Source organism: Acuticoccus mangrovi (assembly GCF_016411865.1).
GTDB lineage: Bacteria > Pseudomonadota > Alphaproteobacteria > Rhizobiales > Amorphaceae > Acuticoccus > Acuticoccus mangrovi.
In genome coordinates this window covers 350,202-376,278 of sequence record NZ_JAEKJA010000007.1, presented here as the reverse complement: position 1 = coordinate 376,278, position 26,077 = coordinate 350,202, and the positions used below count along the sequence as shown (strand labels likewise).

21 protein-coding genes are annotated in these 26,077 nt (G+C 70.5%); 12 read left to right on the top strand and 9 right to left on the bottom strand.

Features of this window, described 5'->3' with window-relative positions; all coding sequences use genetic code 11:
* Nucleotides 1–41: 41 nt before the first annotated feature.
* From JCR33_RS10940 to JCR33_RS10930, 3 genes are all read right to left on the bottom strand, one after another.
* Nucleotides 42–1,427 (bottom strand): aminotransferase class I/II-fold pyridoxal phosphate-dependent enzyme, encoded by a 1,386-nt coding sequence (locus JCR33_RS10940; protein WP_198882084.1) that lies wholly within the window; start codon nucleotides 1,425–1,427, stop codon nucleotides 42–44.
* A complete protein-coding gene (locus tag JCR33_RS10935) occupies nucleotides 1,424–8,776 on the bottom strand; it encodes a type I polyketide synthase (RefSeq protein ID WP_198882083.1) in 7,353 nt (2,450 codons plus the stop codon). Before JCR33_RS10935 ends, JCR33_RS10940 begins: the two co-directional genes overlap by 4 nt.
* A 162-nt stretch (nucleotides 8,777–8,938) precedes the next feature.
* Nucleotides 8,939–9,880, bottom strand: coding sequence for a PfkB family carbohydrate kinase (locus JCR33_RS10930; RefSeq protein ID WP_198882082.1), 942 nt, complete (start codon nucleotides 9,878–9,880; stop codon nucleotides 8,939–8,941).
* Nucleotides 9,881–9,992: 112 nt separating this feature from the next.
* Here JCR33_RS10930 and JCR33_RS10925 point away from each other — a divergent pair, with 112 nt between their 5' ends.
* From JCR33_RS10925 to JCR33_RS10880, 10 genes are all read left to right on the top strand, one after another.
* The gene (locus JCR33_RS10925; RefSeq protein ID WP_198882081.1) at nucleotides 9,993–10,853 is read left to right on the top strand and encodes a PaaX family transcriptional regulator; all 861 of its coding nucleotides are present in this window, start codon (nucleotides 9,993–9,995) and stop codon (nucleotides 10,851–10,853) included.
* Nucleotides 10,854–10,925: 72 nt separating this feature from the next.
* Nucleotides 10,926–11,918 carry a 1,2-phenylacetyl-CoA epoxidase subunit PaaA gene (gene paaA, locus JCR33_RS10920; protein ID WP_198882080.1) on the top strand — a complete coding sequence of 331 codons (993 nt, stop codon included), beginning with the start codon at nucleotides 10,926–10,928 and terminating at the stop codon, nucleotides 11,916–11,918.
* 27 nt (nucleotides 11,919–11,945) lie between these two features.
* The gene (locus tag JCR33_RS10915; protein ID WP_198882079.1) at nucleotides 11,946–12,548 is read left to right on the top strand and encodes a glutathione S-transferase family protein; all 603 of its coding nucleotides are present in this window, start codon (nucleotides 11,946–11,948) and stop codon (nucleotides 12,546–12,548) included.
* A gap of 57 nt (nucleotides 12,549–12,605) precedes the next feature.
* Nucleotides 12,606–12,890, top strand: a complete 285-nt coding sequence (paaB, locus tag JCR33_RS10910; protein ID WP_198882078.1) for a 1,2-phenylacetyl-CoA epoxidase subunit PaaB — start codon at nucleotides 12,606–12,608, stop codon at nucleotides 12,888–12,890.
* Between the two features lie 8 nt (nucleotides 12,891–12,898).
* The gene (paaC, locus tag JCR33_RS10905) at nucleotides 12,899–13,672 is read left to right on the top strand and encodes a 1,2-phenylacetyl-CoA epoxidase subunit PaaC (RefSeq protein ID WP_198882077.1); all 774 of its coding nucleotides are present in this window, start codon (nucleotides 12,899–12,901) and stop codon (nucleotides 13,670–13,672) included.
* Nucleotides 13,666–14,160 carry a 1,2-phenylacetyl-CoA epoxidase subunit PaaD gene (gene paaD, locus JCR33_RS10900; RefSeq protein WP_198882076.1) on the top strand — a complete coding sequence of 165 codons (495 nt, stop codon included), beginning with the start codon at nucleotides 13,666–13,668 and terminating at the stop codon, nucleotides 14,158–14,160. Before paaC ends, paaD begins: the two co-directional genes overlap by 7 nt.
* Nucleotides 14,151–15,248: a 1,2-phenylacetyl-CoA epoxidase subunit PaaE gene (paaE, locus tag JCR33_RS10895; protein ID WP_198882075.1), complete on the top strand. Its 1,098-nt coding sequence runs from the start codon at nucleotides 14,151–14,153 to the stop codon at nucleotides 15,246–15,248. Before paaD ends, paaE begins: the two co-directional genes overlap by 10 nt.
* Before the next feature lie 164 nt (nucleotides 15,249–15,412).
* A complete protein-coding gene (locus JCR33_RS10890; RefSeq protein ID WP_198882074.1) occupies nucleotides 15,413–16,324 on the top strand; it encodes a Gfo/Idh/MocA family protein in 912 nt (303 codons plus the stop codon).
* A gap of 9 nt (nucleotides 16,325–16,333) precedes the next feature.
* Nucleotides 16,334–17,491: a DegT/DnrJ/EryC1/StrS family aminotransferase gene (locus JCR33_RS10885; protein ID WP_198882073.1), complete on the top strand. Its 1,158-nt coding sequence runs from the start codon at nucleotides 16,334–16,336 to the stop codon at nucleotides 17,489–17,491.
* 185 nt (nucleotides 17,492–17,676) lie between these two features.
* A complete protein-coding gene (locus JCR33_RS10880; RefSeq protein ID WP_198882072.1) occupies nucleotides 17,677–18,378 on the top strand; it encodes a glutathione S-transferase N-terminal domain-containing protein in 702 nt (233 codons plus the stop codon).
* A 31-nt stretch (nucleotides 18,379–18,409) separates the two neighbouring features.
* Here the strand turns inward: JCR33_RS10880 and JCR33_RS10875 are convergent, their stop codons facing one another.
* From JCR33_RS10875 to JCR33_RS25510, 3 genes are read right to left on the bottom strand one after another with little or no spacing between them, the layout of a single operon-like run.
* The gene (locus JCR33_RS10875) at nucleotides 18,410–18,958 is read right to left on the bottom strand and encodes a GNAT family N-acetyltransferase (RefSeq protein WP_198882071.1); all 549 of its coding nucleotides are present in this window, start codon (nucleotides 18,956–18,958) and stop codon (nucleotides 18,410–18,412) included.
* Nucleotides 18,959–18,968: 10 nt separating this feature from the next.
* Nucleotides 18,969–19,529 carry a helix-turn-helix domain-containing protein gene (locus JCR33_RS10870; RefSeq protein WP_198882070.1) on the bottom strand — a complete coding sequence of 187 codons (561 nt, stop codon included), beginning with the start codon at nucleotides 19,527–19,529 and terminating at the stop codon, nucleotides 18,969–18,971.
* A gap of 47 nt (nucleotides 19,530–19,576) precedes the next feature.
* On the bottom strand, nucleotides 19,577–21,541 hold the full coding sequence (locus tag JCR33_RS25510; protein WP_198882069.1) for a mechanosensitive ion channel family protein: 1,965 nt from the start codon (nucleotides 21,539–21,541) through the stop codon (nucleotides 19,577–19,579).
* 967 nt (nucleotides 21,542–22,508) lie between these two features.
* Here JCR33_RS25510 and hslV point away from each other — a divergent pair.
* Nucleotides 22,509–23,063 carry an ATP-dependent protease subunit HslV gene (hslV, locus tag JCR33_RS10860; RefSeq protein WP_198882068.1) on the top strand — a complete coding sequence of 185 codons (555 nt, stop codon included), beginning with the start codon at nucleotides 22,509–22,511 and terminating at the stop codon, nucleotides 23,061–23,063.
* Nucleotides 23,064–23,130: 67 nt separating this feature from the next.
* On the top strand, nucleotides 23,131–24,435 hold the full coding sequence (gene hslU, locus JCR33_RS10855; protein WP_198882067.1) for an ATP-dependent protease ATPase subunit HslU: 1,305 nt from the start codon (nucleotides 23,131–23,133) through the stop codon (nucleotides 24,433–24,435).
* A 71-nt stretch (nucleotides 24,436–24,506) separates the two neighbouring features.
* Here the strand turns inward: hslU and JCR33_RS10850 are convergent, their stop codons facing one another.
* The 3 genes from JCR33_RS10850 to JCR33_RS10840 are packed head-to-tail and all read right to left on the bottom strand — an operon-like array spanning nucleotide 24,507 to nucleotide 26,019.
* A complete protein-coding gene (locus JCR33_RS10850) occupies nucleotides 24,507–25,064 on the bottom strand; it encodes a GNAT family N-acetyltransferase (RefSeq protein WP_198882066.1) in 558 nt (185 codons plus the stop codon).
* On the bottom strand, nucleotides 25,061–25,471 hold the full coding sequence (locus JCR33_RS10845; RefSeq protein ID WP_198882065.1) for a carboxymuconolactone decarboxylase family protein: 411 nt from the start codon (nucleotides 25,469–25,471) through the stop codon (nucleotides 25,061–25,063). Before JCR33_RS10845 ends, JCR33_RS10850 begins: the two co-directional genes overlap by 4 nt.
* Nucleotides 25,471–26,019, bottom strand: a complete 549-nt coding sequence (locus JCR33_RS10840) for an AprI/Inh family metalloprotease inhibitor (RefSeq protein WP_198882064.1) — start codon at nucleotides 26,017–26,019, stop codon at nucleotides 25,471–25,473. Before JCR33_RS10840 ends, JCR33_RS10845 begins: the two co-directional genes overlap by 1 nt.
* Nucleotides 26,020–26,077: the final 58 nt, after the last annotated feature.

Below are 26,077 nucleotides of genomic sequence, written 5' to 3'. Positions count from 1 at the left end.
CACGTCCCACTCAACCTGATCCAGGTTGAGCGGGACGTGCGCTAGCGGAGGCTGTCGGCGAGCTGCTTCAGTCCCTCGCCGTCCGACAGGGTCCGGCGCAGGCACTCGGCCGTCAGCGCCACCGTGCGGTCGATGTCGTCGGCGCTGTGGGTCGCGTTGATGAAGAAGCGCAGCCGCGCCGTCTTCTCCGGCACCGCCGGATAGATGATCGGCTGCACGTTGACGCCCATCTCGGAGAGGCGATGCGACATCAGCGCGGCGAGGATGCTGTCGCCGATGATCACCGGGATCACCGAGAGGCCTTCGCTGGTGCCCGTGTCGAGCCCCGCGGCCTTGGCGGCGGCGAGAAAGCGATGGCCGTTCTCGGCGAGGCGGGCGACGCGCTCCGGCTCCGCCTCCAGCGCCTCGAGCGCCGCGAGCGCCGCCGCGGAGGCCGCCGGCGGCAGCCCGACGGAGAACACGAAGCCCGGCGCCGTCGCCTTCAGATACTCGACGAGCGCGGAGGAGCCCGCGATGAAGCCGCCGCACGAGCAGAGCGTCTTCGAGAGCGTGCCCATCCAGATCTCGACGGCGTTGGGGTCGACCCCGTCGCGCTCGGCGATACCGCGCCCGGTGGCACCGACGACGCCGAGAGCGTGCGCCTCGTCGACGAGGAGCCACGCGTCGTAGCGGTTCTTGAGCCGCACCAGGCGCTGCAGCGGCGGCGCGTCGCCGTCCATCGAATAGAGGCCCTCCACCGCGATCAGCACCCGGTTGAAGCTGTTGCGGTTGGCGGCGAGGAGCTCTTCGAGGTGCTCCATGTTGTTGTGGCGGAAGGTGAGGCGCGTGGCGCCGGCGAGCCGCGTCCCCTCCACGATGGAATTGTGGATGAAGGTGTCGGTGAGGACGAGGTCCTTCGGGCCGAGAAGATGGCCGATGGTGGTCACGTTGGTGGCGTGGCCGGAGACCATCACCACCGCGTCCTCCACGCCGAGGAAGTGCGCGATCTTCTCTTCGAGCGCCCGGTGGAAGGGCCGCTCGCCGGACACCACGCGGCTCGCCGACACCGAGGTGCCGAACCGGGCCGTCGCCTCCTGTGCCGCCGCCACCACGCGCGGATCGCCGTTGAGGCCACAATAGTCGTAGGAGGAGAAGTTGATGTACTCGCGCCCGTCGATGATCGTGTGCGCCGCCGCCCGCACCTCATGGGAGCGGAAGAACGGGTTCTCGATCTTCAGGAGCTCGGCGGCGGCGCGCTGGATCTTCAACTCGCGCACGTCCCCGAGGGTCGAGAAGTCGAACGCGGAGGTGGCGGTGCGGCCTTCCTTCTCCTGCGGCACGAGCCGCTCGAAGCGACGCTCGAGTCCCGCCTTTCGCGAGGCCCGGGCCGCCGCGAGAAGCTGATCCTTGGCGACGTCCGTCAGGGCGCCGATGCCGCGCTTTTTCATGGAATGATGGTCCTCATGCCCGCGGTCTTCTCGCGGACAACGGCTTCGAGTTCTCCGAGCTCGCCCGAGACGCGCCCCGCATCCTGCCCGGTGTGGCGCGTGATGAGCGCTTCGGCGGCTTCGTCGGGCGCGGCCTCCTCGCCACGGCCACGCAGCACGACCTTCCTCGCAAGATCGGTCAGCGTCACCCCCGCCGCAAGGGACATCAGCGGAATATCGATGCCGAGACGCTGCTCGGCGGCCATCCGCAGCTCCACGCCCATGAGCGAGTCCATGCCGAGCGCCGTCAGCGGCTTGTGAAGGTCCACCTCGGAGGTCGGCAGCTTCAGGATGCGCGAGATCTCGCCCGCGAGGAGCCGCTGAACCTCGACGAGCGCCTCCGCGTCGGTGAGACCCTTGAGGCGCTCGGCGAGATCGATGGCACCGGCCTCGTCGCCCGCCCCGTCGGAGCCGTCGGCAAGGTCCTCGAAGGCGGGGCTCTGGGCGAGCGCCAGGTCCTTGCGCGCGGCGGCCCAGTCGACCTTGCCGATCATGCGCAGCGCCGGACCGGAGGTCATCGCGCCGTCGTCGAGCATCGCCTTGAGGCCGGCGAGGGCGTCCGCCGCGGTGATCGCGTGGCGGCCGAGCTTCTTCTGGAGGATCTCGCTGGTGCGCATGTCGCGCGACAACACGCCGACGTCGGCGATCGCCCCCCAGGCCACGGCGAGGCCGGGCTTGCCCTCCGCCCGCCGCCGCCGCGCGACCGCCTCCAGGAAGGCGTTGGCGGCAACATAGTTCGCCTGACCCGGATTGCCGAGCTGCACGGTGATCGAGGAATAGACCACGAAGAGGTCGAGCGGCATGTTCGCCGTCGCCGCCTCCAGCGCCAGCACGCCGCCGATCTTCGGGTCGAGCACCGTCGCGTACCGGTCGGCGTCGAGCGAGGTGATGAGGGCGTCGTCGAGCACCATCGCCATGTGGAACATGCCGCCGAGGGGGCGCTCGGCCACGATCTCGTCGACGAGCGCCTTGACGGCGGCGGCGTCGGTCACGTCGAGCGCGGCGACGGTGATCTCCACCCCCGCCTCGCGGTGGCGGGCGATGGCGGCCTCCACCGTGTCGTCCTTCACGCCGGAGCGGCTCGCGAGCACCAGATGGCGCGCCCCCTCGCCGATCAGCCACTCGGCGGTGGCGAAGCCGAAGCCCGACGTTCCGCCGGCCAGAAGATACGCCTTGTCGGGATCGACGACCGCCGCGACCGGCACCTCGGCGGGCCGCTCCGAGGCCGGCGCCTCGACGATGATCTTGCCGATATGGCCGGCGCTCTGCATCAGGCGGAAGGCGTCGCGCACCGCGCCGGCAGCGAAGGAGCGATAGGGCAGCGGCGTGAAGTCGCCCTCCTCGAAGAGGTCGATGATCGTGCCGAGGAGGCGCTTGGCGAGCTTCGCCCGATGCTTCATCAGCTGGTCGGCGTCGATGCCGAAGTAGCTGAGATTCTGGCGGAACGGGCGCAGCCCCAGCTTGGTGTCGGCGTAGAAGTCGCGCTTGCCGAGCTCCAGGAAGCGGCCGAACGGCTTCAGCACGTCGATGGAGCGCTCCATCGCCTCGCCCGCGAGCGAGTTCAGCACCATGTCGACGCCTTCCCCGCCGGTCGCCGCCATCGTCTCGTCGGCGAAGGTCAGGGTGCGCGAATCGAACACGCGGTCGGCGCCGAGGCGGGTCAGCAGCGCCCGCTTCTCGGTGGTGCCGGCGGTGGCGAACACCTTGGCCCCGCGCCACTTGGCGATCTGCAGCGCGGCGAGCCCGACGCCGCCGGCCCCGCCGTGGATGAGAACGGTCTCGCCCTCCTCCAGCCCGCCGAGCTCCACCAGCGCGTAGAAGGCGGTGAGGAAGGCGACGGGAATGGTGGCCGCCGCTTCCGGTCCGAGCGCGGCGGGGCGACGCGCCACGGCGTCGGCCCGCACCGTCACGTGGCTCGCGAAGCAGGCCGGCGCGAAGGCGATGACCGGATCGCCCGGGCCGAGATCCTCGACCCCCTCGCCCACGGCCTCGACGATGCCGGCGCACTCCATGCCGAGCGTCGGCCCGGCGAAGCCGTCCTGCAGCGCCTCGGCGGGGAGGAGCCCGAGCGTCCACATCACGTCGCGGAAGTTGAGGCCCGTCGCCTCGACCTTGAGCCGCACCTCGCCCGGCGCCAACGGCGGACTGGCCGCCGCCTGCCACTCCAGATGATCGATCGAGCCGCGCCGCGGGATGGCGAGCACCTTCGCCTCCCCCGCCTCGCGCGGCGCCGGCACCGCCGGCACGTAGCGCACCGCGGCCCGATGGTCGCTCGACAGCACCACCTCGCGCTCGGCGTTGGGCTGGGCGAGCTCGGCGAAGAGCCGCACCGCGGCCTCGCTCGCATCGAAGCTCGGCGCGATGTCGACGAGGCGGATCTGAAGGTGCGGAAACTCGTTGATCGCCACCCGGCCGAACGCGGCGACGGCGGCGGCGGACGGCCGCGTCTCGCTCGCCGAGACGCCCTGCGCGCCGAACGTCACGAGGGTGACGTCGCGCGCCTCGGTGCCGAGGCGGGCGAGGAAGGCGCCGAGCTCGGCGAGGTGGACGGGAAGCTCGGCCGGATCTGGTACGTCGATCGCGACGAGGGCCGCGCCGGTCGGCGTCGCGGAGAGATCGTCGACGGTGACGTCCTCGCCCATCGCCGAGAGGGCGATCGCCACCCTGCGGGCGCTCTCGCCCATGGCGTGCAGCGAGGGGAGCGTCTGCGCCTCCGCGGCCTCCTCGGCGGCCACGGCTTCGAGGCCGCGCCCGTGCGCCACGAAGAGGAAGGCGTCCGTCTCGCCGCTCGCGAGCGGCATCACCGAGCCGGAGAAGCCCGCGTCGTCGAGCGCGGCGGTCCACTCCTCGGCGGTGACGAGGCGGCCGATAGGGTTTTCCGCATCGGCCGAGCCCAACCACCAGGCGGCCTCGAGCCCGCCCACCGCATCGGCGAAGAGGCCGGGCGCGTAGGCGGCGCCGATCAACGCCCCGCCGGGCTTCATCAGCCGCGCGAGATCGCCGAGATGCACCGAGGCGAGGCTCGGCGGCAGCACCATCAGGTCGAACGGATGGCCGGAGGACGCGAGCTCCTCGAAGTCGACGAAGGCGACCCCCACCGTGCGCTCGAACACCAGACGGCCCCGCTCCAGCATGGTCTGGTCCCGGTCGCTCACGACGAGGCTCACCCGTGCTGGGTCGACGAGGTCGGCGACGGCGCGCACGAAGCGCATGTTGGACGCCCCGAGCACGCAGACGCGCATCGCCGTGTCGCCGCCCCGATCGAGCGTCGTGCGCACCATCTCCCGCAGCGCCGCGAAGGCGGGCGCCGAAAAGGGCGCGTCGGTGGTGAGCTCGTCGAACAGCGCCTCGGCGACCAAGGGCCCGTCGGCCGCGAGCCCGTCCGCCATCACCGCGGTGAGCCACTCGGGCAGGGCGGCGAGGATGGCGGCCTCGGCGAGCCGCTCCGGATATTCGGCGATGAGGAGGCTCACGACGTCGGCGACGGCGATGGAACGCTCGGCGACGGTCCAGCCCGCGCCGGCCTCCTCGGCCGCGCCGGAGGCCTCCAGCGCCATCAACAGGCGCGCCACGAGCGGAGCCGCGCTCGGCGCCAGCGCGCCCGTCGCAACGAGGTCCATGATCCGCGCCGCCCCCGAGAACAGCGGGGCGAGCGCCTCCGCGGCGGCGGCCTGCACGCCGGCCTCCACGAGCAGCGCCGTTTCCGACGGCTCGGCACCCGCCTCGGCCACCAGATCGGCCGGCAGGGTGGCCCGCACGGTCGCGGGCTCGGCGGCGCGGGTGACGCGCCGCAGGAGCGGCGCCGCCATCAGCGTCTCGCCGCCGGTGGCGCGCGACAGAGGCACCGCCTGGAAGCGCACCCCGGTCGCGACGGCGACCACCGTCCCCTCGCCGTCGCGCAGCGTGAAGTCGGCCTCGACGATGCCTTCGGTGGGCAGGCGGATCGCGATGTCGGCCTCGACCGGCGCGCCGGCCTCGGCGGCGAGCACCAGACGGCCGACGCGGATCGGCAGCACCGCGGTGTCGGTCCCGGCGAGCTTGCCGGCGAGGAAGGCGAAGAGGGCGTGGAAGCAGGAATCGAACAGCGTCGGATCGAGCGCGAAGTGGTAGCGCTGCGTCGCCGGGTCGGCCGGGGCGAGGCGGACGTGCGCATGCGCGTCGTCCACCAGGGTCACGAGGCTCGCGCGGCGGAACACCGGACCGTAGGGCAGGCCGAAGCTGCCGGTCATCTCGTAGAGTTTCGCCGCCGGCACCGTCGCCGCACCTTCGGGCAGCTCCAGCGCGGGACCGGCCGCCGGAGCCGACGGCGCCTTGCCGACGGTCGCCTTCACGTGCGGCGTCCACCCGTCCTCCGAAAGCCGTGGCCGGCTCTCGATGAGGAGCGTTCCGGGCGCGATCTCCCGGGTGCGAAGCTGCCGCTCCACGTCGCCGTCGATCACCAGCGGGGCGAAGATGTCGAGATTGCGCAATTCGATCGGGGCGCCCGGGTGGAGCGCCCGGCCCGCCGACAGGATCATCTCGGTGAAGCCCGCCGCCGGAAACACCACCGCCGATTCCACCTTGTGATCGGCGAGAAAGGGCACGCTCTTGGTGTCGATGAAGCTGCGCCAGTCGCGATCGTCGATGCGCAGGCGCGTGCCGAGGAGAACGTGCTCGACCTTCGCGTCGAGCCGCACCCGCTCCACCGACACGGCATGGCGGTAGGTGTCGTGCTGCCAGGGATAGTTGGGCAGGAGGTCGGGTCCGGCCCGCTTGGCGCCGAACACCACGACATCGTCGACCGCGGCGCCGTTCGCGAGCGCGTTGCGCACCACGGTGCCGATCGGCCCGGTGTCGGGATCGTTCTGCCGGAAGGAGCAGAACACCGTCGCCTTGAGCGAGGCGGACCGCGCGGCGTCGGTCATGTAGGTGGTGAGGACGGCGCGCGGACCGATCTCCAGGAACAGCCGATGGTCGGCGAGAGCGGCGACCACGCCCTCGCGGAACAGCACCGGCCGGCGCACATTCTCCCACCAATAGTGCGCGTCGAGCTCCGGCCCGGCGATGGGGCCGCCGGTCACGGTGGAGATCATCGGCACGCGGCACTCGCGCGGCCCGATCGCCTCCAGCGAGCCCATCAGCGGCTCGCGGATCGGCTCCACCAGGGCGCAGTGGAACGGATAGTCGAGATCGAGCCGCTTGACGGCCCAGCGCTTTGCCCGCGCCGCCTTGCCGAATGCGGCGAGCGAGTCCATCGGGCCGGAAATCGTGACGGAGCGGTTGGAGTTGATCGCCGCGAGCTCGAGCCCCGCGAACGGCGCGATCGCCGCCCGCGCCTCCTCCGGCGGCAGCAGCAGCGCCGCCATGCCGCCGAGGTGACGCGTCACCTCCTGATGGGTGGAGCGGGCGTGGATCACCCGCACCGCGTCGGACAGGCTCAGCGCACCGCTCGCCCAGGCCGCCGCCACCTCGCCCACCGAGTGGCCCATTACCAGCGAGGGCGACAGGCCCTGGCGGTGCAGCGCTTCCGTCATCGCCACCTGCAGGGCGAAGAGGAGCGGCTGGGCGATCTCGGTCCGCTCGATCTCGACGTCGAGGTCTTCGGAGAACAGCATCGTCACCAGCGACCAGCCGGCAACCGACATGAACACGCGGTCCGTCCGGTCGAAGGAGAGGCGGAAATCGGTCTCGCTCTGGTAGGCGACGCGGCCCATCCCGGCCCACTGCGAGCCGTTGCCGGAATAGACGAACACCGGCTTCTCGGCGGCGACGCTCGCCTCGCCGGTGATCGCCAGAGAATGCTCCTCGCCCTTGGCGACGGCGGCGAGCGCCGCCCCCATCTCGCCCGCCTCGGCCGGCGCGATCACGGCGCGGAACGGCAGGCGTTGACGCCGGTAGGCGACGGCGTTGGCGTAGCGGCGCGCGTCGGCCCCGCCGGCGAGACGGTCGGCGGTGGCACCGGCGAGCGCGGCGAGCGCGGCCTTGCTCGCCGCCGAGACCACCAGCGGTGCCTTGACCGGCGCCCCCGAGGCGGGCGCGACGGGCTCGCCGTCCTCCACCACCACGTGGGCGTTGGCCCCGCCGAAGCCGAACGAGTTGATGCCCGCAAGCCGCGGCTCGTCGCCGCGCGCGAGCGGCGTCGCCTCCGCCGCCACCGTCAGATTGAGCTCGGCGAAGCGGATGTCGGGGTTGGGCGCGTCGAAATGGAGCGAGGCCGGCAGCGCGTCGTTCGCCAGGGCGAGCTGCGATTTCAGCACGCCGACGAGGCCGGAGGCGGGCTCCAGATGGCCGAAATTGGTCTTCGAGGAGCCGATCAGCAGCGGCGCGTCGCGCTTGGTGGCGACGACCCGGCCGATCGCCTCGGCCTCGATCGGATCGCCGACGCGGGTGCCGGTGCCGTGCGCCTCCATGAAGGCGAGCCGGTTCGGGTCGATGCCGCCCTTGGCGTAGACCTCCTCGAGCAGCGCGGCCTGCGCCTCCATCGAGGGCAGCGAGAGGCCCGCGGTCCGCCCGTCGGCGTTGATGCCGGAGGCGACGAAGCGGGCGCGGATGTGGTCGCCCGAGGCCCGCGCCGCCTTGTCGGAGCGCAGCACGAGGGCGACGGCCCCCTCGGAGCGCACGTAGCCGTCGGCGCCGGCGTCGAAGGCGCGGCAGAGGCCGTTGGCCGACAGCATTTGCGCCCGCGAGAAGCCGATGAAAGGCACGGGATGGAGCAGCAGCGACACACCGCCGACGATAGCGGTGTCGATGCGGCCGAGGCGGATGTCCTCCATCGCGTGGTGGAGGGCGATGAGCGAGGAGGAGCACGCCGTATCCACCACGTAGCTCGGCCCGCGCAGGTCGAACACGTAGGAGACGCGGTTGGCGATGATCGACAGCGTGTTGCCCGTCATCGACTGGGGCTCGATGCTGGCGGTGTCGAGCTGGGCGTGGGTACCGTAGTCGATCGAGGAGGCGCCGACATAGACGCCCACCTTCTCGCCGGCGAGCTTGTCGGCGGGGATGCCCGCGTTCTCCAGCGCCTCGACCACCACCTCGAGGAGAATGCGTTGCTGCGGGTCCATCGCCTGCGCCTCGCGCGGCGAGATGCCGAAATAGCTCGGATCGAAGGCGAACGGCGCCTCGACCTGGCCGGCGGCGAAGGTCACCGCGCGTCCGGGGCGGGCGCGGTCGGGATGGAGGTGCTGGCGGGTGCCGAAGCGATCCTCGTCGAGTTCTGTGATGACGCAACGGCCGTTGATGAGGACGTCCCAGAATGCGTCCAGGCCCCGGGCCGACGGAAGTCGGCACGCCGACCCCACAAGTGCAACCCTCGAAGCGGACACCGTCATACGCACGATCCTCTAGCCCGACCGACGAGACTGGACTTGGGGCCCGGTCGCACGGGATGTGCGCCCTGTGCCGGTCGCACGCACGCATCGGGCAGCCCATATGACGCGCGCGGCCTTTGACGCATAGGCGATTGCTTTTTGCGTCGCAAGAACACCTCCAAACTACCCCACCGCACTCGACGTCGCGTGACGCGGCGCCGCCGACCCCCGCAACGCCGACAAATGGGGCATCACCGCCCCCTTACAGCCGCACGTTGCAGCGGCGACACGCTGAGCGAAATCCAGCATTAAAGCAATGTCCTGTGAGCCGAGCTCGGCAGCGCGACCATCCTTGAGCGCACCAATACCCTGCAAATGTGCCATCAATCCGGCCATGAACGCGTCGCCCGCCCCCACCGCGTCGACGATCGGCCCGGCCATCGAGGGGACGAACCCCTCGCCCGCCGCGGTCCACGCCCACGCCCCGTCCGCCCCCGCGGTCAGCACCACGAGCGCGGCCCCAGCCTCGAGCAGGCCTTTCATGAACGCGTGCGGCGCCTGCTCTCCCAGAAAGGCGAGGTCCGCCACGCTCGCCTTGACGATCGCGCCCGGACCGGAGAGACGCACGAGCCGCGCCTTGTAGGCGGCGAGGTCGACGATGCTCGGCTGGCGCACATTGTAGTCGATCGCGACGCGCGGCGCGGTGGCGGCCAGCGCCTCGATGGCGGCGGCGACGGGCTCGCGCGCCAGCACCGCCGAGCCGATCACCAGGCACTCGGCCCCGTCCGGCAGGCCCGGCGGCACGGTATCCACCATCACGGCGTCCGGGTCGGCGATGTTGAAGCGCGGCTCGGGGCCGGAAAGGTCCACCACCGCGACCGGCGTCGCCCGCGCCGCGACGCGCACGGCGGCGACGTCCACCCCCTCGCCACGCAGCCCGGCGAGAAGCTGCACCCCCAAAGTGTCGTGCGACAGCTCCCACAGATACCCCGCCCGGCCGCCGAGACGTGCAACGCCGAGGGCGACGTTATAAAGGGAGCCGCCGACGATGGGTCGGAACAGCGTTTCCCCGCCCACCGTCTCCGGCATCAGGTCCACCATCGCCTCGCCGCACGTCACGATCACCCGAGGGTCTCCATCGTCGCCCGCCGCTCCCCTCGCCTATCCGACAACGCTAACGTCGCCTCATCAAGTCTATTCCGCAGCGCGCGGTATCGGGATATCACGTTGTGAATCAATGAGAGATGCCATCAACCGATTCTCCGACGCCCTCGATACCACTCCCGTCCGGGCGTGGTCGCTGATCGTATCGATCTACGGCGACTGCGTGATGCCGCGCGGCGGCGAGCTTTGGCTCGGCACGCTGACCGAGCTCCTCGCCGCGCTCGACGTGGAGCCGGGCTCCACCCGCACCGCGATGAGCCGCCTCGCCCGCGACGGCTTCCTCGAGCGCCACCGGGTCGGCCGCACCAGCCACTACCGCCTGTCGGGCGAGGCGCTCGCCCTGTCGCGCCGGGCCGAGCGCCTCATCTATCGCACCACCGCTCCGACGCCGCCACCCGGATGGGAGATGGTCGTCACCCTTCCGCCGGGCGCCGCCGACCGCAAGCAGCTCGCCCGCGCGGGCTATGCCGCCCTCGTGCCCGGCGTCTACGCCCGCCCCCACGCCGACGACGCCCCGCCGCCCCCCGACGCGGTCATCCGCCTCACCGCCACCGGCGACGACGCCGCCCTCGCGACGGCCCTCTACCCCCTCGCCGACATCGCCGCCCGCTATCACGGCTTCATCACCGCAACCGCGCAGATCACCCCCTACGCCGAGGACGCGGACCCGCTCCAGGCCCTCGCGCTGCGCATCATGCTGGTGCACGGCTTCCGCCGCATCGTGCTGCGCGACCCTCATCTGTCGCGGGATGCGCGCCCGGCGGACTGGCCTGCCGACGCCGCCTACCGCGCCTTCGCCACCCTCTACCGGCGCCTGGAGCCGCTCTCCGACAGCTGGCTCGACGACAATGCCCAGAACGCCGCCGGCCCGCTCCCCAAGCCGGACGACGCCCGCCGCTTCTGCGACCCGACCCCCGCCACCGTCGATATGTGACAGATTTTAACTTGACGAGACCGATTTAGTCACACATTTTATCCGCAGCATAAAATAAGGGGGGACGTTGCCGTGTACACGCAGGCGCTCAACAACCTCGATCTGCCGCAGAACGACGAGGGCGACCCGCGCGAGGCCCGCTTCATGGCGCGCATCGATGCGGAAGAACGCATCGAGCCCAACGACTTCATGCCGGAGGGCTACCGCAAGACGCTGGTGCGCCAGATCGCCCAGCACGCCCATTCCGAGATCATCGGCATGCTGCCGGAGGGCAACTGGATCACCCGCGCCCCCTCGCTGCGCCGCAAGGCCGCCCTCCTCGCCAAGGTGCAGGACGAGGGCGGGCACGGCCTCTATCTCTATTGCGCGGCCGAAACGCTCGGCAAATCGCGCGAGGAGATGATGGACGAGCTCGTCGACGGGCGCGCCAAATATTCCTCGATCTTCAACTACCCGACGCTGACCTGGGCCGACATCGGCATGATCGGCTGGCTCGTCGACGGCGCGGCGATCATGAACCAGATCCCGCTGTGCCGCTGCTCCTTCGGGCCCTACGCGCGGGCGATGATCCGCATCTGCAAGGAAGAGAGCTTCCATCAGCGCCAGGGCTACGAGCAGATCATGACGCTCTGCGCCGGCACGCCCGAGCAGAAGGAGCTGGCGCAGGATTCGCTGAACCGCTGGTGGTGGCCGTCGATCATGATGTTCGGCCCCTCGGACGGCGATTCGGTACACTCGGCGAAGTCGATGGCGTGGAAGATCAAGCGCTTCACCAACGACGAGCTGCGCCAGAAGTTCATCGACGCCACGGTGCCCCAGGCCCACCGCATCGGCCTCGAGATCCCCGACCCCGACCTCAAGTTCAACGAGGAGACGGGGCATTGGGAGATCGGCGAGATCGACTGGGAGGAGTTCAAGCGGGTGCTGGCCGGCGGCGGTCCCTGCAACGCCGACCGCGTCGCCGCACGCAAGGCCGCCCAGGAGAACGGCGCCTGGGTCCGCGACGCCGCGCTCGCCTACGCGCAGAAGCGCGCGGCCCGCGAGAGCGAGACGCTCGCGGCCTGACCGCGGCGCGAACGTGAGGCCCGGGCCATGCGCTTGTGGTACGCGCCGACCTCGCCGTTCTCGCGCAAGGTGCGGATCGCGGCGGCGGAACTGTCGCTCGACGGCGCCCTCGCCCTTGAGGAGGTGAACCCGTGGACCAGCGCGGCGCTGCGCGCGGTGAACCCGCTCGCCAAGGTGCCGACGCTGGAGCGGGACGTGGGCGAGCCGCTCTACGAGTCGGCGGTGATCGTGGCCTATCTCGATGCCCTCGACCCGCCCGCCAGGCTGCATCCGCCGGCGGGCGAGGCGCGGTGGCGAGCGCTCCTCGTGCAGGGCCTCGCCGACGGGGCGATGACCGCCGCCGGCCGCCTCTTCGCCGACGAGCAGCGCCCGGACGGGGAGCGTTCGGCGACGATGATGGCGCGCTTCCATACGGCCATCGATGCGGCACTGGACGATCTCGCCCGGCGCCCCCTCGACGACGAGGCGCCCACCATCGGCGAGATCTCGGCCGCCGCGTTCGTCGGCTACCTCGATTTTCGCTGGCCGGGCCACCCCTGGCGCGAAGGCCGACCCGCCCTCGCCGCCTGGTTCGACCGCTTCGCCGCGCGCCCCTCCATGCGGGCGACGGCCTACCGATTGCCGCAATGAAACAGTCGTCCCGCCGACGGGCCGCAACGACGAGATGACGCGAGAGCTCCGACAACGATGACCAACCTCACCCCCCTCTGGGAAGTCTTCATCCGCACCCGCAACGGCATGGCGCACCGCCACGTCGGCTCGGTGCACGCCGCCGACGCGGCGCTGGCGCTCCAGGCGGCGCGCGACGTCTACACGCGCCGCGGCGAGGGGCTGTCGATCTGGGTGGTGCCGTCGAACGCCATCACCGCCTCCGACCCGGCGGAGAAGGACGAGATGTTCGAGCCCACCGCGTCGAAGGTCTACCGCCACCCGAGCTTCTACGACATTCCCGACGACATCGAGAACATGTGAGGCGGGAGATGACGACCCTCACCCTCACCGCCCCGTCGCCGCATCTCGCCTTCCTGCTGCGCCTTGCCGACGACAACCTCATCCTCGGCCATCGCCTCTCCGAGTGGACGGGTCATGCGCCGATGCTCGAGGAGGACATCGCCCTCGCCAACATCGCGCTCGACCACATCGGCGCCGCCCGCTCGCTCTACGACCGCGCCGCCGAGCTCCACGGCGAGGGCCTCACCGAGGACGACTACGCCTATCGGCGCGACGCGCGCGGCTACCTCAACTGCCTGCTCGTGGAGCGCCCCAACGGCGACTTCGCCCACACCATCGTGCGCCAGCTCCTCTATTCGGCCTTCGCACTGCCCTACTGGGCCGTGCTCACGGCCTCGACCGACGCGACGATCGCCGCGATCGCCGCGAAGTCGGAGAAGGAGGCGCGCTACCACGTGCGCCACTCCGGCGACTGGTTCCTGCGCCTCGGCGACGGCACCGACGAGAGCCGCACCCGCACCGAGGCCGCCCTCGCCGCCCTGTGGCCCTATACCGGCGAGCTCTTCGAGGTGGACGCGACGCTCGAACCCCTCATCGCCGAGGGCGTCGCCGCCGACCCGCGCAGCGTGCACGCGGTGTGGCAGCAGACGATCGACCAGGCCCTCGCCGCCACCGGCCTCACCGTGCCGGAGGTGCCGTTCATGCAGACCGGCGGGCGCACCGGCTACCACACCGAGCATCTCGGCTTCATCCTCGCCGACCTGCAGTTTATGCAGCGCGCCTATCCGGGGGCGACATGGTGAGCGCGCGCACCCCCGCCGAGGAGCGCGCCTGGCGCGCCGCCGCCACGGTGATGGACCCCGAGGTGCCCGTCCTCACCATCGAGGACCTCGGCGTGCTGCGCGAGGTGCGCGAGGAGGCGGGCACCATCGTCGCCACCATCACCCCGACCTATTCGGGCTGCCCCGCCATGGACCTCATCTCGGTGCAGGTGGAGGTGGCGTTGCGCGACGCCGGCTTCCAGGACGTGAAGGTGAAGCGCGTCCTCTCCCCCGCCTGGACCACCGACTGGCTCTCCGAGGAAGGCCGCCAGAAGCTGCGCACCTACGGCATCGCCCCGCCCGCCGGGGCCGCCGGCCGCGGCGCCCTCTTCGGCGAGCCCGCCGTCGCCTGCCCCCACTGCGGCTCGACCCACACCACCAAAGTCTCCGAATTCGGCTCCACCGCCTGCAAGGCGCTCTACCGCTGCGAGAGCTGCCGCGAACCATTCGATTATTTCAAATGCCACTAGAAACCGTCGCCGCGGAACGCCCGCGCTTCCACCCCCTCAAGATCGCCGACGTCCGCCGCGAGACCGACGACGCCGTGTCGATCGCCTTCGAGATGCCGGCCGACCTCGCCGAGCGCTTCCGCTACGCGCCGGGCCAGTATCTCACGCTGCGCACCAAGCTCGACGGCGAGGAGGTGCGGCGCTCCTACTCGATCTCCTCCGGTCTCGACGATCACGAATGGCGCATCGCGGTGAAGCGCGTCGAAGGGGGCCTCTTCTCCGCCTTCGCCAACGAGCGCCTCGCCGCCGGCGACACCATCGACGTGATGCCGCCCGCCGGTCGCTTCGTGCTCCCCGAGCCGACGGGACCGCGCACCATCGTCGCCTTCGCCGCCGGCTCGGGCATCACCCCCGTCGCCTCGCAGCTGCGGACCGTCCTGGTGCGCGAGCCTCAGTCCCGCGTCTTCCTGTTCTACGGCAACCAGACGTCGCGCTCGATCCTTTTCCGCGAAGCCATCGAGGACCTCAAGGACCGCTACATGGGCCGCTTCTCGGTCCACAACGTGCTGTCGCGCGAGGCGCAGGACGTCGCCGCCCTCAACGGGCGCATCGACGGGGAGAAGGTCGCCGGCTTCATGCGGCACGTCGTGCCCGTCTCGACGGTGGACAACTTCGTGCTCTGCGGTCCCGCCACCTTCCTCGAAGGCTGTACCGACGCGCTGAAGGCGCTCGGCGTCGACGCGGCGAAGATCCTGCTCGAGCGCTTCACGCCCGACGGCGAGGCGCCGCGCGCGCCCCGCGCCCGCCCGTCCACGGAGCCGGACGCGGCGAAGGCCACCGTCGCCGTCACCCTCGACGGCGTCACCACCGAGCTGAAGGTCGGCCACGACCAGCGCATCCTCGACGCCGCCATGGACGCCGGCCTCGACGTTCCCTACTCCTGCCGCGCCGGGATGTGCTGCACCTGCCGCGCCAAAGTCACCGAAGGCGGCGTCGCGATGGCGGTCAACTACTCGCTGCGGCCCGACGAGGTGGACGAGGGCTTCGTCCTCACCTGCCAGTCCACCCCCACCACGGACCGGGTCGCGGTGGACTACGACGCGGCCTGACGGCCGCCCGGTGCGGGTGCGTGCGTCACGCCCTGCATTCTATGGTTGATTCGACGCCCATTGTTACGTGATGCAACACCAATTGAGCGTAGAATCAGTCCCCTAGGGGGGTTGTTGCGCTGCGGTAACTTCTTCGTTGCCAACCCCATGCTACTTCAATCCTCATGAAAGTGATTCATGTGGGCGTGATCGGTGCCGGCTCGTTCGGTCGTCACCACGTCCGCCATCTCAGTCAACATCCGTCCGTCGCGAAGGTGACGGTCGTCGACCGTTCGCCGGAGCGGGCCCACGCCGCCGCCGACCCCGTCGGCGCGGACGTGGCGCGCCACGCCGGCGATCTCGCGCTCGACGCGGCGGTGATCGCCGCCCCCACCGAGTTCCACAAGGAGATCGCCAGCGACCTCCTGGAGCGCGGCGTGCCGGTGTTCGTGGAAAAGCCCATCGCCGCCACCGACGAGGAGGCCCGCTTCCTCGTCGATCTCGCCCGGCGCAAGGGGCTCGTCCTCCAGGTCGGCCACATCGAGCGCTTCTCTCCCGCGTTCGAGACGCTCGCCGCCTCCGTCAGCGGCGTGCGCCACATCGCGGCGCGGCGCCACAATCTGCCCCGGCCGACGCCGCCGGTGGTCGACGTGGTGCTCGACCTGATGATCCACGACATCGACCTCGTGATGCGCCTCGCCGGCGCGCCCGTCGCCGCGGTCGCGGCGACGGCGTGCGACGAGAGCGGCCGCGAATCGGTGTCGGCCCACCTCACCTTCAGGAACGGCGTCGCGGCGGAGGTGTCGGCGAGCCGGCTCTCGCCCGCGACCGACCGCACCCTCACCGTCCACGCCGCGAACGGCGTATGGCGTGCCGATCTCGTGGCCAAGCGGCTCGACCGCTGCCACGCCGGCTCCGTCACGGAGGTCGCGCTCGGCGACCCCCGCGACAACCTCCAGACCGAGCTCGACGAATTCGTGCGGGCCGTCCTCGGCGAAGTGTCGCCGCGGGTCGACGGAGCGGCCGGCGCGGCCGCTCTCGCCGTCTGCAACACGATCCGCGCCAACCTCGCCACGCCCCTCCTGTTGACTGCCTAGAGGTCCACGATGACTGCCATTCTTGCACGGGTCCCGGCCACTGAAACGCAGCCGATCCCGCTGTTCGACCTCAAGCGTCAACAGGCCCGGCTACGCCACGACATCGACCGGCGGATCGCCAAGGTGCTCGACCACGGCCAGTTCATCCTGGGCCCGGAAGTGACCGAGCTCGAAAAGGAGATCGCCGCCTTCTCCGGCGTCAAGCACTCCATCGGCGTCTCCTCCGGGCGCGATGCGCTGATCATGGCGCTGATGGCGATGGGCATCGGCCGGGGCGACGCGGTGCTCGTGCCCGCGTTCACCTTCTCCGCCACCGCGGCGGTGGTGATCGCGGTTGGCGCCACGCCGATCTTCGTCGACGTCGACCTCGTGACCTACAACATGGACGCCGACGCGGTCGACGCGGGCGTCGCCGAAGCGCGGCGCGCCGGCCTCACCCCCAAGGCGGTGATGCCGGTCGACCTCTTCGGCCGCCCCGCCGACTATGCCGCGCTGAAGGCCGCCGCCGACGTTCACGGCCTGCCCCTCATCGCCGACGCGGCGCAGAGCTTCGGCGCGATGGCCGGCGGACGCCGCGTCGGCGCCCTCGCCCCGATCAGCTGCATCTCGTTCTATCCGACCAAGCCGCTCGGCGCGTTCGGCGATGGCGGCGCGGTGCTCACCGACGACGACGACCTCGCCGAGGCCGTCCGCCAGATCCGCACCCACGGCCGCCAGGGCGACGGCGACGAGGCGATGCGCATCGGCATGACCGGCCGGCTCGACACCATCCAGGCGGCGATCCTCCTCGCCAAGCTGCAGGTGTTCAAGGCCGAACTCCACCGCCGCGCCGAGATCGCCGCCCTCTACGACGCCCGCCTCGACGAGGCGTGCGAGCTGCCGCCCATCGACGACGACGACGTGCGCTCCGCCTGGGCGCTCTACACCGTGCGCGTCAAGAACCGCGACCGGATCCGCGCCGCCCTCGGCGAGCGGCAGATCGGCACCGGCCTCTTCTACCGCGTGCCGCTCCACCGCCACCCGGCCTTCCGCGGCCTCCTGTCGGGCAACGAGAAGCTCGCCGTCGCCGAGCGCCTCTGCGACGAGGTGCTGAGCCTGCCCATGGGCCCCGACCTCACCGACGAGGAGGTGCTCCAGGTGGCCGACGCGGTGATCGAGGCCGTCTGACGGCGTCGATTACGAAACCGCCGCCATCAAAGCGGCGTCGAATGCGAAACAGAGGCCGCGGAGCGGCCTCGACTGCAAAAAGAGACCGCGGAACGGTCTCTATCGCAAAAAGGTGACATAGCACGCATTGCCCATCGCGGCGGAATGCGCCATGTCCGCTTGCGGACAACAGGAGCATCGCCGCGATGAGCGACAAACCGATCGATCTCTACTACTGGCCGACCCCGAACGGCTGGAAGATCTCCATCATGTTGGAGGAGCTCGGTGTTCCTTACACCGTGCACTACGTCAACATCGGTGCCGGCGACCAGTTCAAGCCGGAGTTCCTGGCCATCTCGCCCAACAACCGCATGCCGGCGATCGTCGATCACGACGGGCCGGACCGCAAGGAGATCTCGGTCTTCGAGTCGGGCGCGATCCTGCAATATCTCGGCCGCAAGTTCGGCAAGTTCTATCCCACCGACGAGCGCAAGCGCGTCGCCGTCGACGAGTGGCTGATGTGGCAGATGGGCGGCTTCGGCCCGATGCTCGGCCAGAACCACCACTTCAATTCCTACGCTCCCGAAGACGTGCCCTACGCCAAGAAGCGCTACACCGACGAGACGCACCGCCTCTACGGCGTGCTCAACAAGCGCCTGCAGGGCCGCGAATTTATCTGCGACGAGTACTCCATCGCCGACATGGCCTGCATCGGCTGGGCCAACGGCTGGGAGCGTCAGAAGATGGACATCGAGGAGTTCCCCAACGTGAAGCGCTGGCTCGCCACCATGAAGGCGCGCCCGGCCGTCGAGCGCGGCATGACGCTCGGCAAGGAAGAGCGCGAGAAGATGCAGCTCGCCAGAGACAAGGGCGCCCAGTCGGTGCTCTTCGGCCAGCGCGCCCGCTGACCCTTTCGGAGCACGCCCCGCCCGAGTGGCATCACTCGAGCGGGACGCGCTCGCCGAGCGGGCAATACATGATCATCGTCGCATCGAGTCGGCCGCTGCCGTCGGGCGCCAGCGAGTAGCCGGGGATCGGGCCGACCCGCCGGTAGCCGACCGAGACATAGAGCGGCTCGGCGGCATCCCCCACCAGCGTGTCGAGGGTGAGGAGGCTGCGCCCCCGCGCCCGCGCCGCCTCGTGCAGCGCCTCCATGAGGTGGCGCCCGATGCCCCGCCGCCGCGCCTTCGGGTGGACGAGGAGCTTCGTCACGTCCGCCCGGTGGGGCTGGTTGGGCGGCGTATCGCAGGCGAGTTGCACGGTGCCGACGATCTCGCCGTCGACCCACGCGGCGAGCACCACCCGATGCCCCGCCACCACCGCCGGCCGCACCTTGTCGAGAAAGAAGGCCCGTGCCTCCTCGAGGCTGAACGGGCACACGAAGTTGACGCTCGCCCCGCCCGCGACGCACGCCTGCAGCACCTCCGCGAGCGCCGGCAGGGCGGCGTCGAACGCCTCGACGTCGAGCGCCTCGATGCTCACACCCATCTCGTCCCCTTCACATCATCGCCAAAAGGTAGCGGGCGGCGGTCTCGCCGGTCTCGAACGTGCTCGGGCCGTGGAGGCGGTAGCGGAGGCAGTCACCCGGGCCGAGATCGTGAACCACGTCGCCGAGGCTCACGCCGAGCCGGCCGTCGAGCATCACCAGATGGTGCTCGAGCCCCGCCCGCGACGGAGCGTCATAGTGGATGCGTCTGCCGGCGGGGATCGCGCACTCGATCACCTCCCCCATCAACGGCTCGCCGGGCGGCGACACGATGCGCCGCCGGAAGCCCGTCGCGGGGTCGACCCATTCGGCCTGCTCCCCCCGCCGCACCAACGGCGCGAAGCTGACCTCCACCATGGCGAGAAGGCGCGACATGGTGATGCCGTAGGCCGCGCAAAGCCGGCCGAGCACCTCCGCCGTCGGGCTCACCTCCGCCTTTTCCAGGCGCGACAGGGTCGCCCGGCTCACCCCGCACCGCTCGGCGAGCGCCTCCAGCGACCAGCCACGAGCCGCTCGCAGCGCCCGCAGCCGCTCCGCCATCCGCTCGTCGAGGGTAGGCGCCTCATGTCTCATTCATGAGAATATCTCTCACAATTGGGAAATCGGCAAGCCCCTCCGCGCTACGTCGACCCGACCGCGGAGACCGCCGCACCCGTGCCGCCGGCGCCCTCCCCGGAGCTCAGAAGGGCGACCTGCGCGCCCACCGGGCGGCCCGGCGGCTGATCGGTGCCGAGATAGGTCGTCTGCGCCGGAATGGCGAAGGCGGAGCCCTCCTCGGCGACGATGCGCATGACCTTGAGGAAGAGATCTTCCTGGATCTTGAGGAACTGCCCCCAGTCGGCGCTGCGCACGTAGGCCCAGATCTCGACGTTGAGCGCATAGTTGCCGAAGCCGCGGAAGCAGACGCGCACGGTCTTGTCGTCGACCCGCTCGTCGGCCCGCAGCATGGCCGCGAGCGCCTCGATGATCGCGCTCAGCTGCTCCGGCGTCGTCTCGTAGCGCAGCCCGATGGTGCTCTGCATCAGGTTGGAGTCGCGCCGCGTGTAGTTGGTGATCGACATCTGCGCGAAGTCGGCGTTCTGCACCGTGACCTGGGTGCGGTCGAGGGCACGGATCTTGGTGGAGCGCAGGCCGATCATCTCCACCGTGCCGAGCATGTCGCCGAACTTGCAGAAGTCGCCCACCTTCACCGGCCGGTCGGCATAAAGGATGATGCCACCGATGAAGTTCTCGAGCGTCGGCCGCACCGCGAGGGCGATGGCGAGACCGCCCACGCCGAGACCGGCGATGACGCCGTAGAGCGGCACCCCGAGCCGCGTCGCCCCCACGAAGACGATGTAGCCCGCCACCGTGAGACCCAGCACGCGCATGACGAGGCGGATGAGGCTGGCGTCGAGGCTCTCCTGGCCGATCCGCGGCGAGGTGATGATCATCGCGGCGAGGGCGTTGAAGGCGAACACCGCGATGAAGGCGAGCGCCACCGCCTGGAGCGCCTCCACCACCAGCTCCTCGATGGCGAGCACGTCGCCGGTGAGGTTCACGAAGTCGTCGAGCGCCCGGTCGTAGAGGCCGAGGAGGATGACCACCGCGATCGGCAGCCACAGTCGGCTCAGCGAGCGCCGCACCGCGTTGAGCGACTGGACGCGATGGCGCTCCCAGCGCACGGCCGCGTAGACGATGCCGCCGAAGAGCGCCGTGAGCACCACCAGGGCGATCCACTGCCACACCGCCTGCTCCTCGTAGGTCGCCAGCAGCCAGGACGGGAAGTTGATCACGAAGCGGTAGATCGACACCGGCATCGAGAGGCCCGGCGCGGCGACGAAGTGCTGGTAGAAGTCCACCTTGTCGGCGGACTTCTGGGGCATGTCCTGCACCTCGGCGTAGAACGCGGGTAGGCGCTGGACGGTGTCGCTCGAGAACAGGAAGACGGGCTCCCCGTCGGGTCCCTTGAGACGCACCATCCGGATTTCGGTGCCCGGAATCGTCCAGCCGTTGGGCGCGTCGCCGGCCTCCACCTCGGCCTCGTCCGGGATCGCCGTGAGATCGGGAACGGGAATGCGGTCCATGATCTCCTCGAGCAGGAGAACGGAGCGCAGCGCCACCGTCGCACGGTTGACCGGCGGCACCTCCGAGAGGTCGAACGTCGATCCCGCCCGGTCGAGGTTGCGGATCGCCTGCTGCTTCAGCCTCAGGACCTCGCGGCTGTCGAGGATCTCATCGTCGTTGGCGGCGACGTCGAACGCCTCGAGGAGGGCGCCGATGGCGTCCTGGGCGAGGGCACGAAAGCTCGCGAATGTCTGCCGCGGCGACCCGACGGGGGCCGGCGAGAGCGGCGACACGGGGATCGCCCGGTCGGCAGCCGAGAGAACGTCGCTGGCGTCGAGCCTCCCGTCCGGCCCCAAGTCCACGCGCGATGAGACCCCGGCGGGCGGCGCGGTGGCGGGCGAGGCGGTGGCGGGCGAGGCGGTGGCGGCCTGACTCGCGGTGTCGGTTGGAGTGGTCGCGGCGGCTGGGGTGGTCGCGCCGCTCTCCTGCGCCCGAGCCGGCGCGGTGAGAAGCAACGCGCCGAGCACGAGAGCCGTCACGGCCCGCATCCACACGGCATTCAGCAAAGTCGTCCGGCCCGTCACGGCGCTCATCGCCTCCCCCACTGCTCGGACGCGTGTCGAAGTCGCCCACGCCCGTCTTACCGCGCGGCACGGCGGCGACGCCACCCGCACCCACCGGCTTCATGCAAAAGAGAATAGGCCAACAAAGTCGATGAACCATGTCATCCCGGCAAGACATCGCGCCAGCCTCCCCCAGAAACCGCCGGCGATCCGCGTGAGAACGTGCCGCGCATCGATGCGTGACGATGGGGATGCGCGCGACGAGGACGCGGCATGACTTGCTCCCGCGGGGCGAAGTCTGTTCGCGGCCGCGGCAGAGCCGGCCGCCACTCACATGGTTGTGCGAGGATCGCAGTCAGGGCGCCGAGCGTCCGGGAACGGCCCAAAGCGGCAAGCTCAGGCGGCCTCCCAAAAACCTCCTCCGGACACTGCTTCCTCCATACCCTCGTGGTCGAGCGGGTGCATCGCCAGATCTACCCGACACGCGACACTGCCCGTCACAATCTGTTCGGCCTCATCGAGGGTTTCCACGATCCCCGTCGCCTCCGCTCCGCCCTCGGTAATCGATCACCAGCCGAGGCCGAGCGCATGGCGGCATAAATCCGCTCACTGTTTCGGGGCAGGATCGGGCCTAGGCGATCCCACACGGCCCATCAGAACGCCGCGGGCGCGACCTCCCCCGATGGCTCTCATGATGCGATCAACGCCGGCTCCACACCGCGCTCAGCACTCTGCCGCCCAGCTCGCGCTGAACAACCTCTTAAGAAGTCTCGGCTAACCCGCCTCGGGCGAGGCCCGGCGAGGCGCGATCACTCGGGCGAGCCCCGCGCCTCTCCCGTTTCGTGCCGTTTCGCCGAGGTGTGGCATGGCGGCCCCCGGGTCGCCGCGTTGCGGCACGCGCGCCGCAAACCATATGAAAACGGCACTTCAACGGTACGAGTTCATGACACACACTTCAGAAGCGCCGTGGCACGGCACCACCATCGTCACCGTCCGCAAGGGCGGCAAGGTGGTGATCGCCGGCGACGGCCAGGTTACGATGGGCCAGACCGTCATCAAGGGCGGGGCCCGCAAGGTCCGCCGCATCGGCAAGGGCGACGTGATCGCCGGCTTCGCGGGCGCGACCGCCGACGCCTTCACCCTACTGGAGCGGCTCGAGGCGAAGCTGGAACAATATCCGGGGCAGCTGATGCGCGCCGCCGTCGAGCTCGCCAAGGACTGGCGCACCGACCGCTATCTGCGCCACCTCGAGGCGATGATGATCGTCGCCGACGAGAACGAGACGCTCGTGCTCACCGGCAACGGCGACGTGCTGCAGCCCGAGGAAGGCATCGCCGGCATCGGCTCCGGCGGCATGTATGCCCTCTCCGCCGCCCGGGCGCTCGCCACCACCGATCTCGGCGCCGAGGAGATCGCCCGCCGCGCCATGGCGATCGCCGCCGACATCTGCGTCTACACCAACGATCAGGTGATCGTCGAAAGCATGGACGCGGCCTAAGTGATGACCGGCCGCGCTTCGGGCGGCCTCCGGCGGGGCTCGACGCACGCCGGCGAAAGGACTTCAGATGACCAACTACTCTCCCCGCGAGATCGTCTCCGAGCTCGATCGCTACATCATCGGGCAGAAGGAGGCGAAGCGCGCCGTCGCCATCGCGCTGCGCAACCGCTGGCGCCGCCAGCAGCTGCCTGAAGAGCTGCGCGAAGAGGTGATGCCCAAGAACATCCTGATGATCGGCCCGACGGGCGTCGGCAAGACCGAGATCTCCCGCCGCCTCGCCAAGCTCGCCAACGCCCCCTTCATCAAGGTCGAGGCGACGAAGTTCACCGAGGTCGGCTATGTCGGCCGCGACGTCGAGCAGATCGTGCGCGATCTCGTCGAGATCGGGCTGACGCAGGTGCGCGAGCGGCGCCGCAAGGAGGTGCGCGCCACCGCCCACCTCGCCGCCGAGGGCCGCGTCCTCGACGCGCTCGTCGGCAAGAGCGCGTCCCCCGGCACCCGCGAGAGCTTCGCCAAGCGGCTCAGAGGCGGCGACCTCGACGACCGCGAGATCGAGATCGAGATCACCCAGACGCCGCAGATGCCGAACTTCGACATTCCCGGCATGCCCGGCGCCAACATCGGCGTGATGAACATCGGCGAGATGTTCGGCAAGGCGTTCGGCGGCCAGAAGAAGACCCACCGCACCACCGTGCGCGATTCCTACGAGCTCCTGATCGCCGAGGAGAGCGACAAGCTGCTCGACCAGGAAAAGCTCACCCAGGAGGCGCTGAAGCAGGTGGAGGAGAACGGCATCGTCTTCCTCGACGAGATCGACAAGATCACCGTGCGCTCCGACCGGGCGGGCGGCGACGTCTCGCGCGAGGGCGTGCAGCGCGATCTCCTGCCGCTCGTGGAGGGCACCACCGTCGCGACCAAGCACGGGCAGGTGAAGACGGACCACATCCTCTTCATCGCCTCCGGCGCCTTCCACGTGTCGAAACCGTCGGACCTCCTGCCGGAGCTGCAGGGCCGCCTGCCGATCCGCGTGGAGCTGCAGCCGCTCACCAAGGAGGACTTCCGCTCGATCCTGACGGAGACCGAGGCGAGCCTCATCAAGCAGTCCGAAGCGCTGATGAAGACCGAGGAGGTGACGCTCGACTTCACCCCCGACGGCATCGACGCCATCGCCGAGCTCGCCGTGGACATCAACGCCAGCGTGGAGAATATCGGCGCCCGGCGGCTGCAGACCGTCATCGAGCGGGTGCTCGACGAGATCTCCTTCAGCGCCACCGACCGCGCCGGCGAGACGCTGACGATCGACGGCGCCTATGTGCGCGACGCCGTCGCCGAGATCGCCAAGGACGCCGACCTCTCGCGCTACATCCTCTGAGGCGTCGCGGGGCGAGCGGAGGGGCCGGCCCCTTCGCTCGCCCCTCGCATCAGCCGGGCGGCGCCATTGCGTCAGCCGGGCGGCGCCATCGCGACGTCGATGTGCGGCAGCTCCCGTCCGAGCGCGAGGCAGTGGCGCAGCGAGGCTCCCGTCCGGCGAAAGCCCACCTTCTCGAGCACGCGAAGCGAGCGCTCGTTGCCCTCGAACGCGCCGGCGACGAGCCGGGAAAGGCCCATCGGCCCGAACGCGTGGCGCACCACCGCCGTCGCCGCCTCGGTGGCGTAGCCGTGCCCCCATTCGGGGCGGCCGAGCCAATAGCCGATCTCCGCCGCATCGTCCCCCAGCGGCACCAGGCCTATGGTGCCGATCAGCCGGCCTCGCTCGTCGTCGCGCCGCCGGATGGCCCACACCATGTCCTGTCGCGCCAGAATGTCGACGAAGCCCACCGCGTCGCGCAGGCGATAGGGATGCGGCACCCGCGCCAGCCAGCGCGAGACGTCGAGGTCGCCGGCGAGCCGCGCCATCCGCTCGGCGTCGTCCCGCACCGGCAGATCGAGCCGCAGCCGGTCGGTGAGAAGCACGGGCCGATGGTCCGGGTCGCGGCCAGACCAGTCGGCCGCGACGATCATCGGGCGAGAAATTCCTCGTCCACCGGGACCTGCAGGCCGGTCACGAGGCGGTTGGTCTCGTTCGCCATGCCGACGACGCCGATCAACTCGGCGAGCATCGCGTCGGTCATCCCCTTGGCGCGGGCCGAGGCGGTGTGGGAGTTGATGCAGTAGGTGCAGCCGTTCGTCACCGACACCGCGATGTAGACGAGCTCCTTGGTGAGGGGATCGAGGCTCCCCTTCCCCATCACCGCCTTGAGATCGGCCCAGGTGCGCGCGAGGAGCGCCGGATCGTTGGCGAGCACGCGCCAGAAATTGTTGATGAAGTCGCCGCCGCGCGTCGCCCGGATGTCGGCGTAGACCGCCGCCACCTCGGGCGGGGCGTCCGCGTCGGAAACGAGCGGCAGGAGCGGCGGCAACCCGCTCATCAGCGCGACACCGTGATCGCCGCCCCGTCGACCGTGGAGCCGTTGAAGCGCGAGGCCTCGCTCGCCGCGAGCGTCGCGACCGGGGACGCCGTGTCGCCGCCCTTCAGCGTCACCGTGCGGCCGGAGAGATCCCACGCCGAGATGCCCGAGAGCTGCGGCGAGGAGCAGCCGCGCGTGGAGGCGCGATAGCCGCCCGTCCAGGTGGTGAGCGACATGAAGAGCTGGCAGGTCTCGCCACCCGAGGTCAGCGTCCAACCGCCGAGGAGGTCGGTGCGGCCGATCTCGATGCCGGTCGTCGGCGTCACCGCCGCCACCTGGGCGGGCTCTTCCGGGGTCTCGTCGGGCAACGGTTCTTCGGAGATCGGCGCCTCCGGCTGCTCCTGCACCGGCGGCGGGGCGAGGTCGGCGCGCTGGACGGGCTGGGAGGGGGCCGGGCGCAACGGCTGCGGCGCCTTTCGCCCGCCGCCGAAGCAGCCGGCGAGCGCGAGGGTGAGCGCTGCGAGAAGCACTCCCTGTCCGACGCGGCGGGTCGTGGCGAACGCAATCATGAGGAGATCCCCCCGTTTGGGATTGAGGCGGCCGGCGGCAAGGGCGAGTCTAACGTTG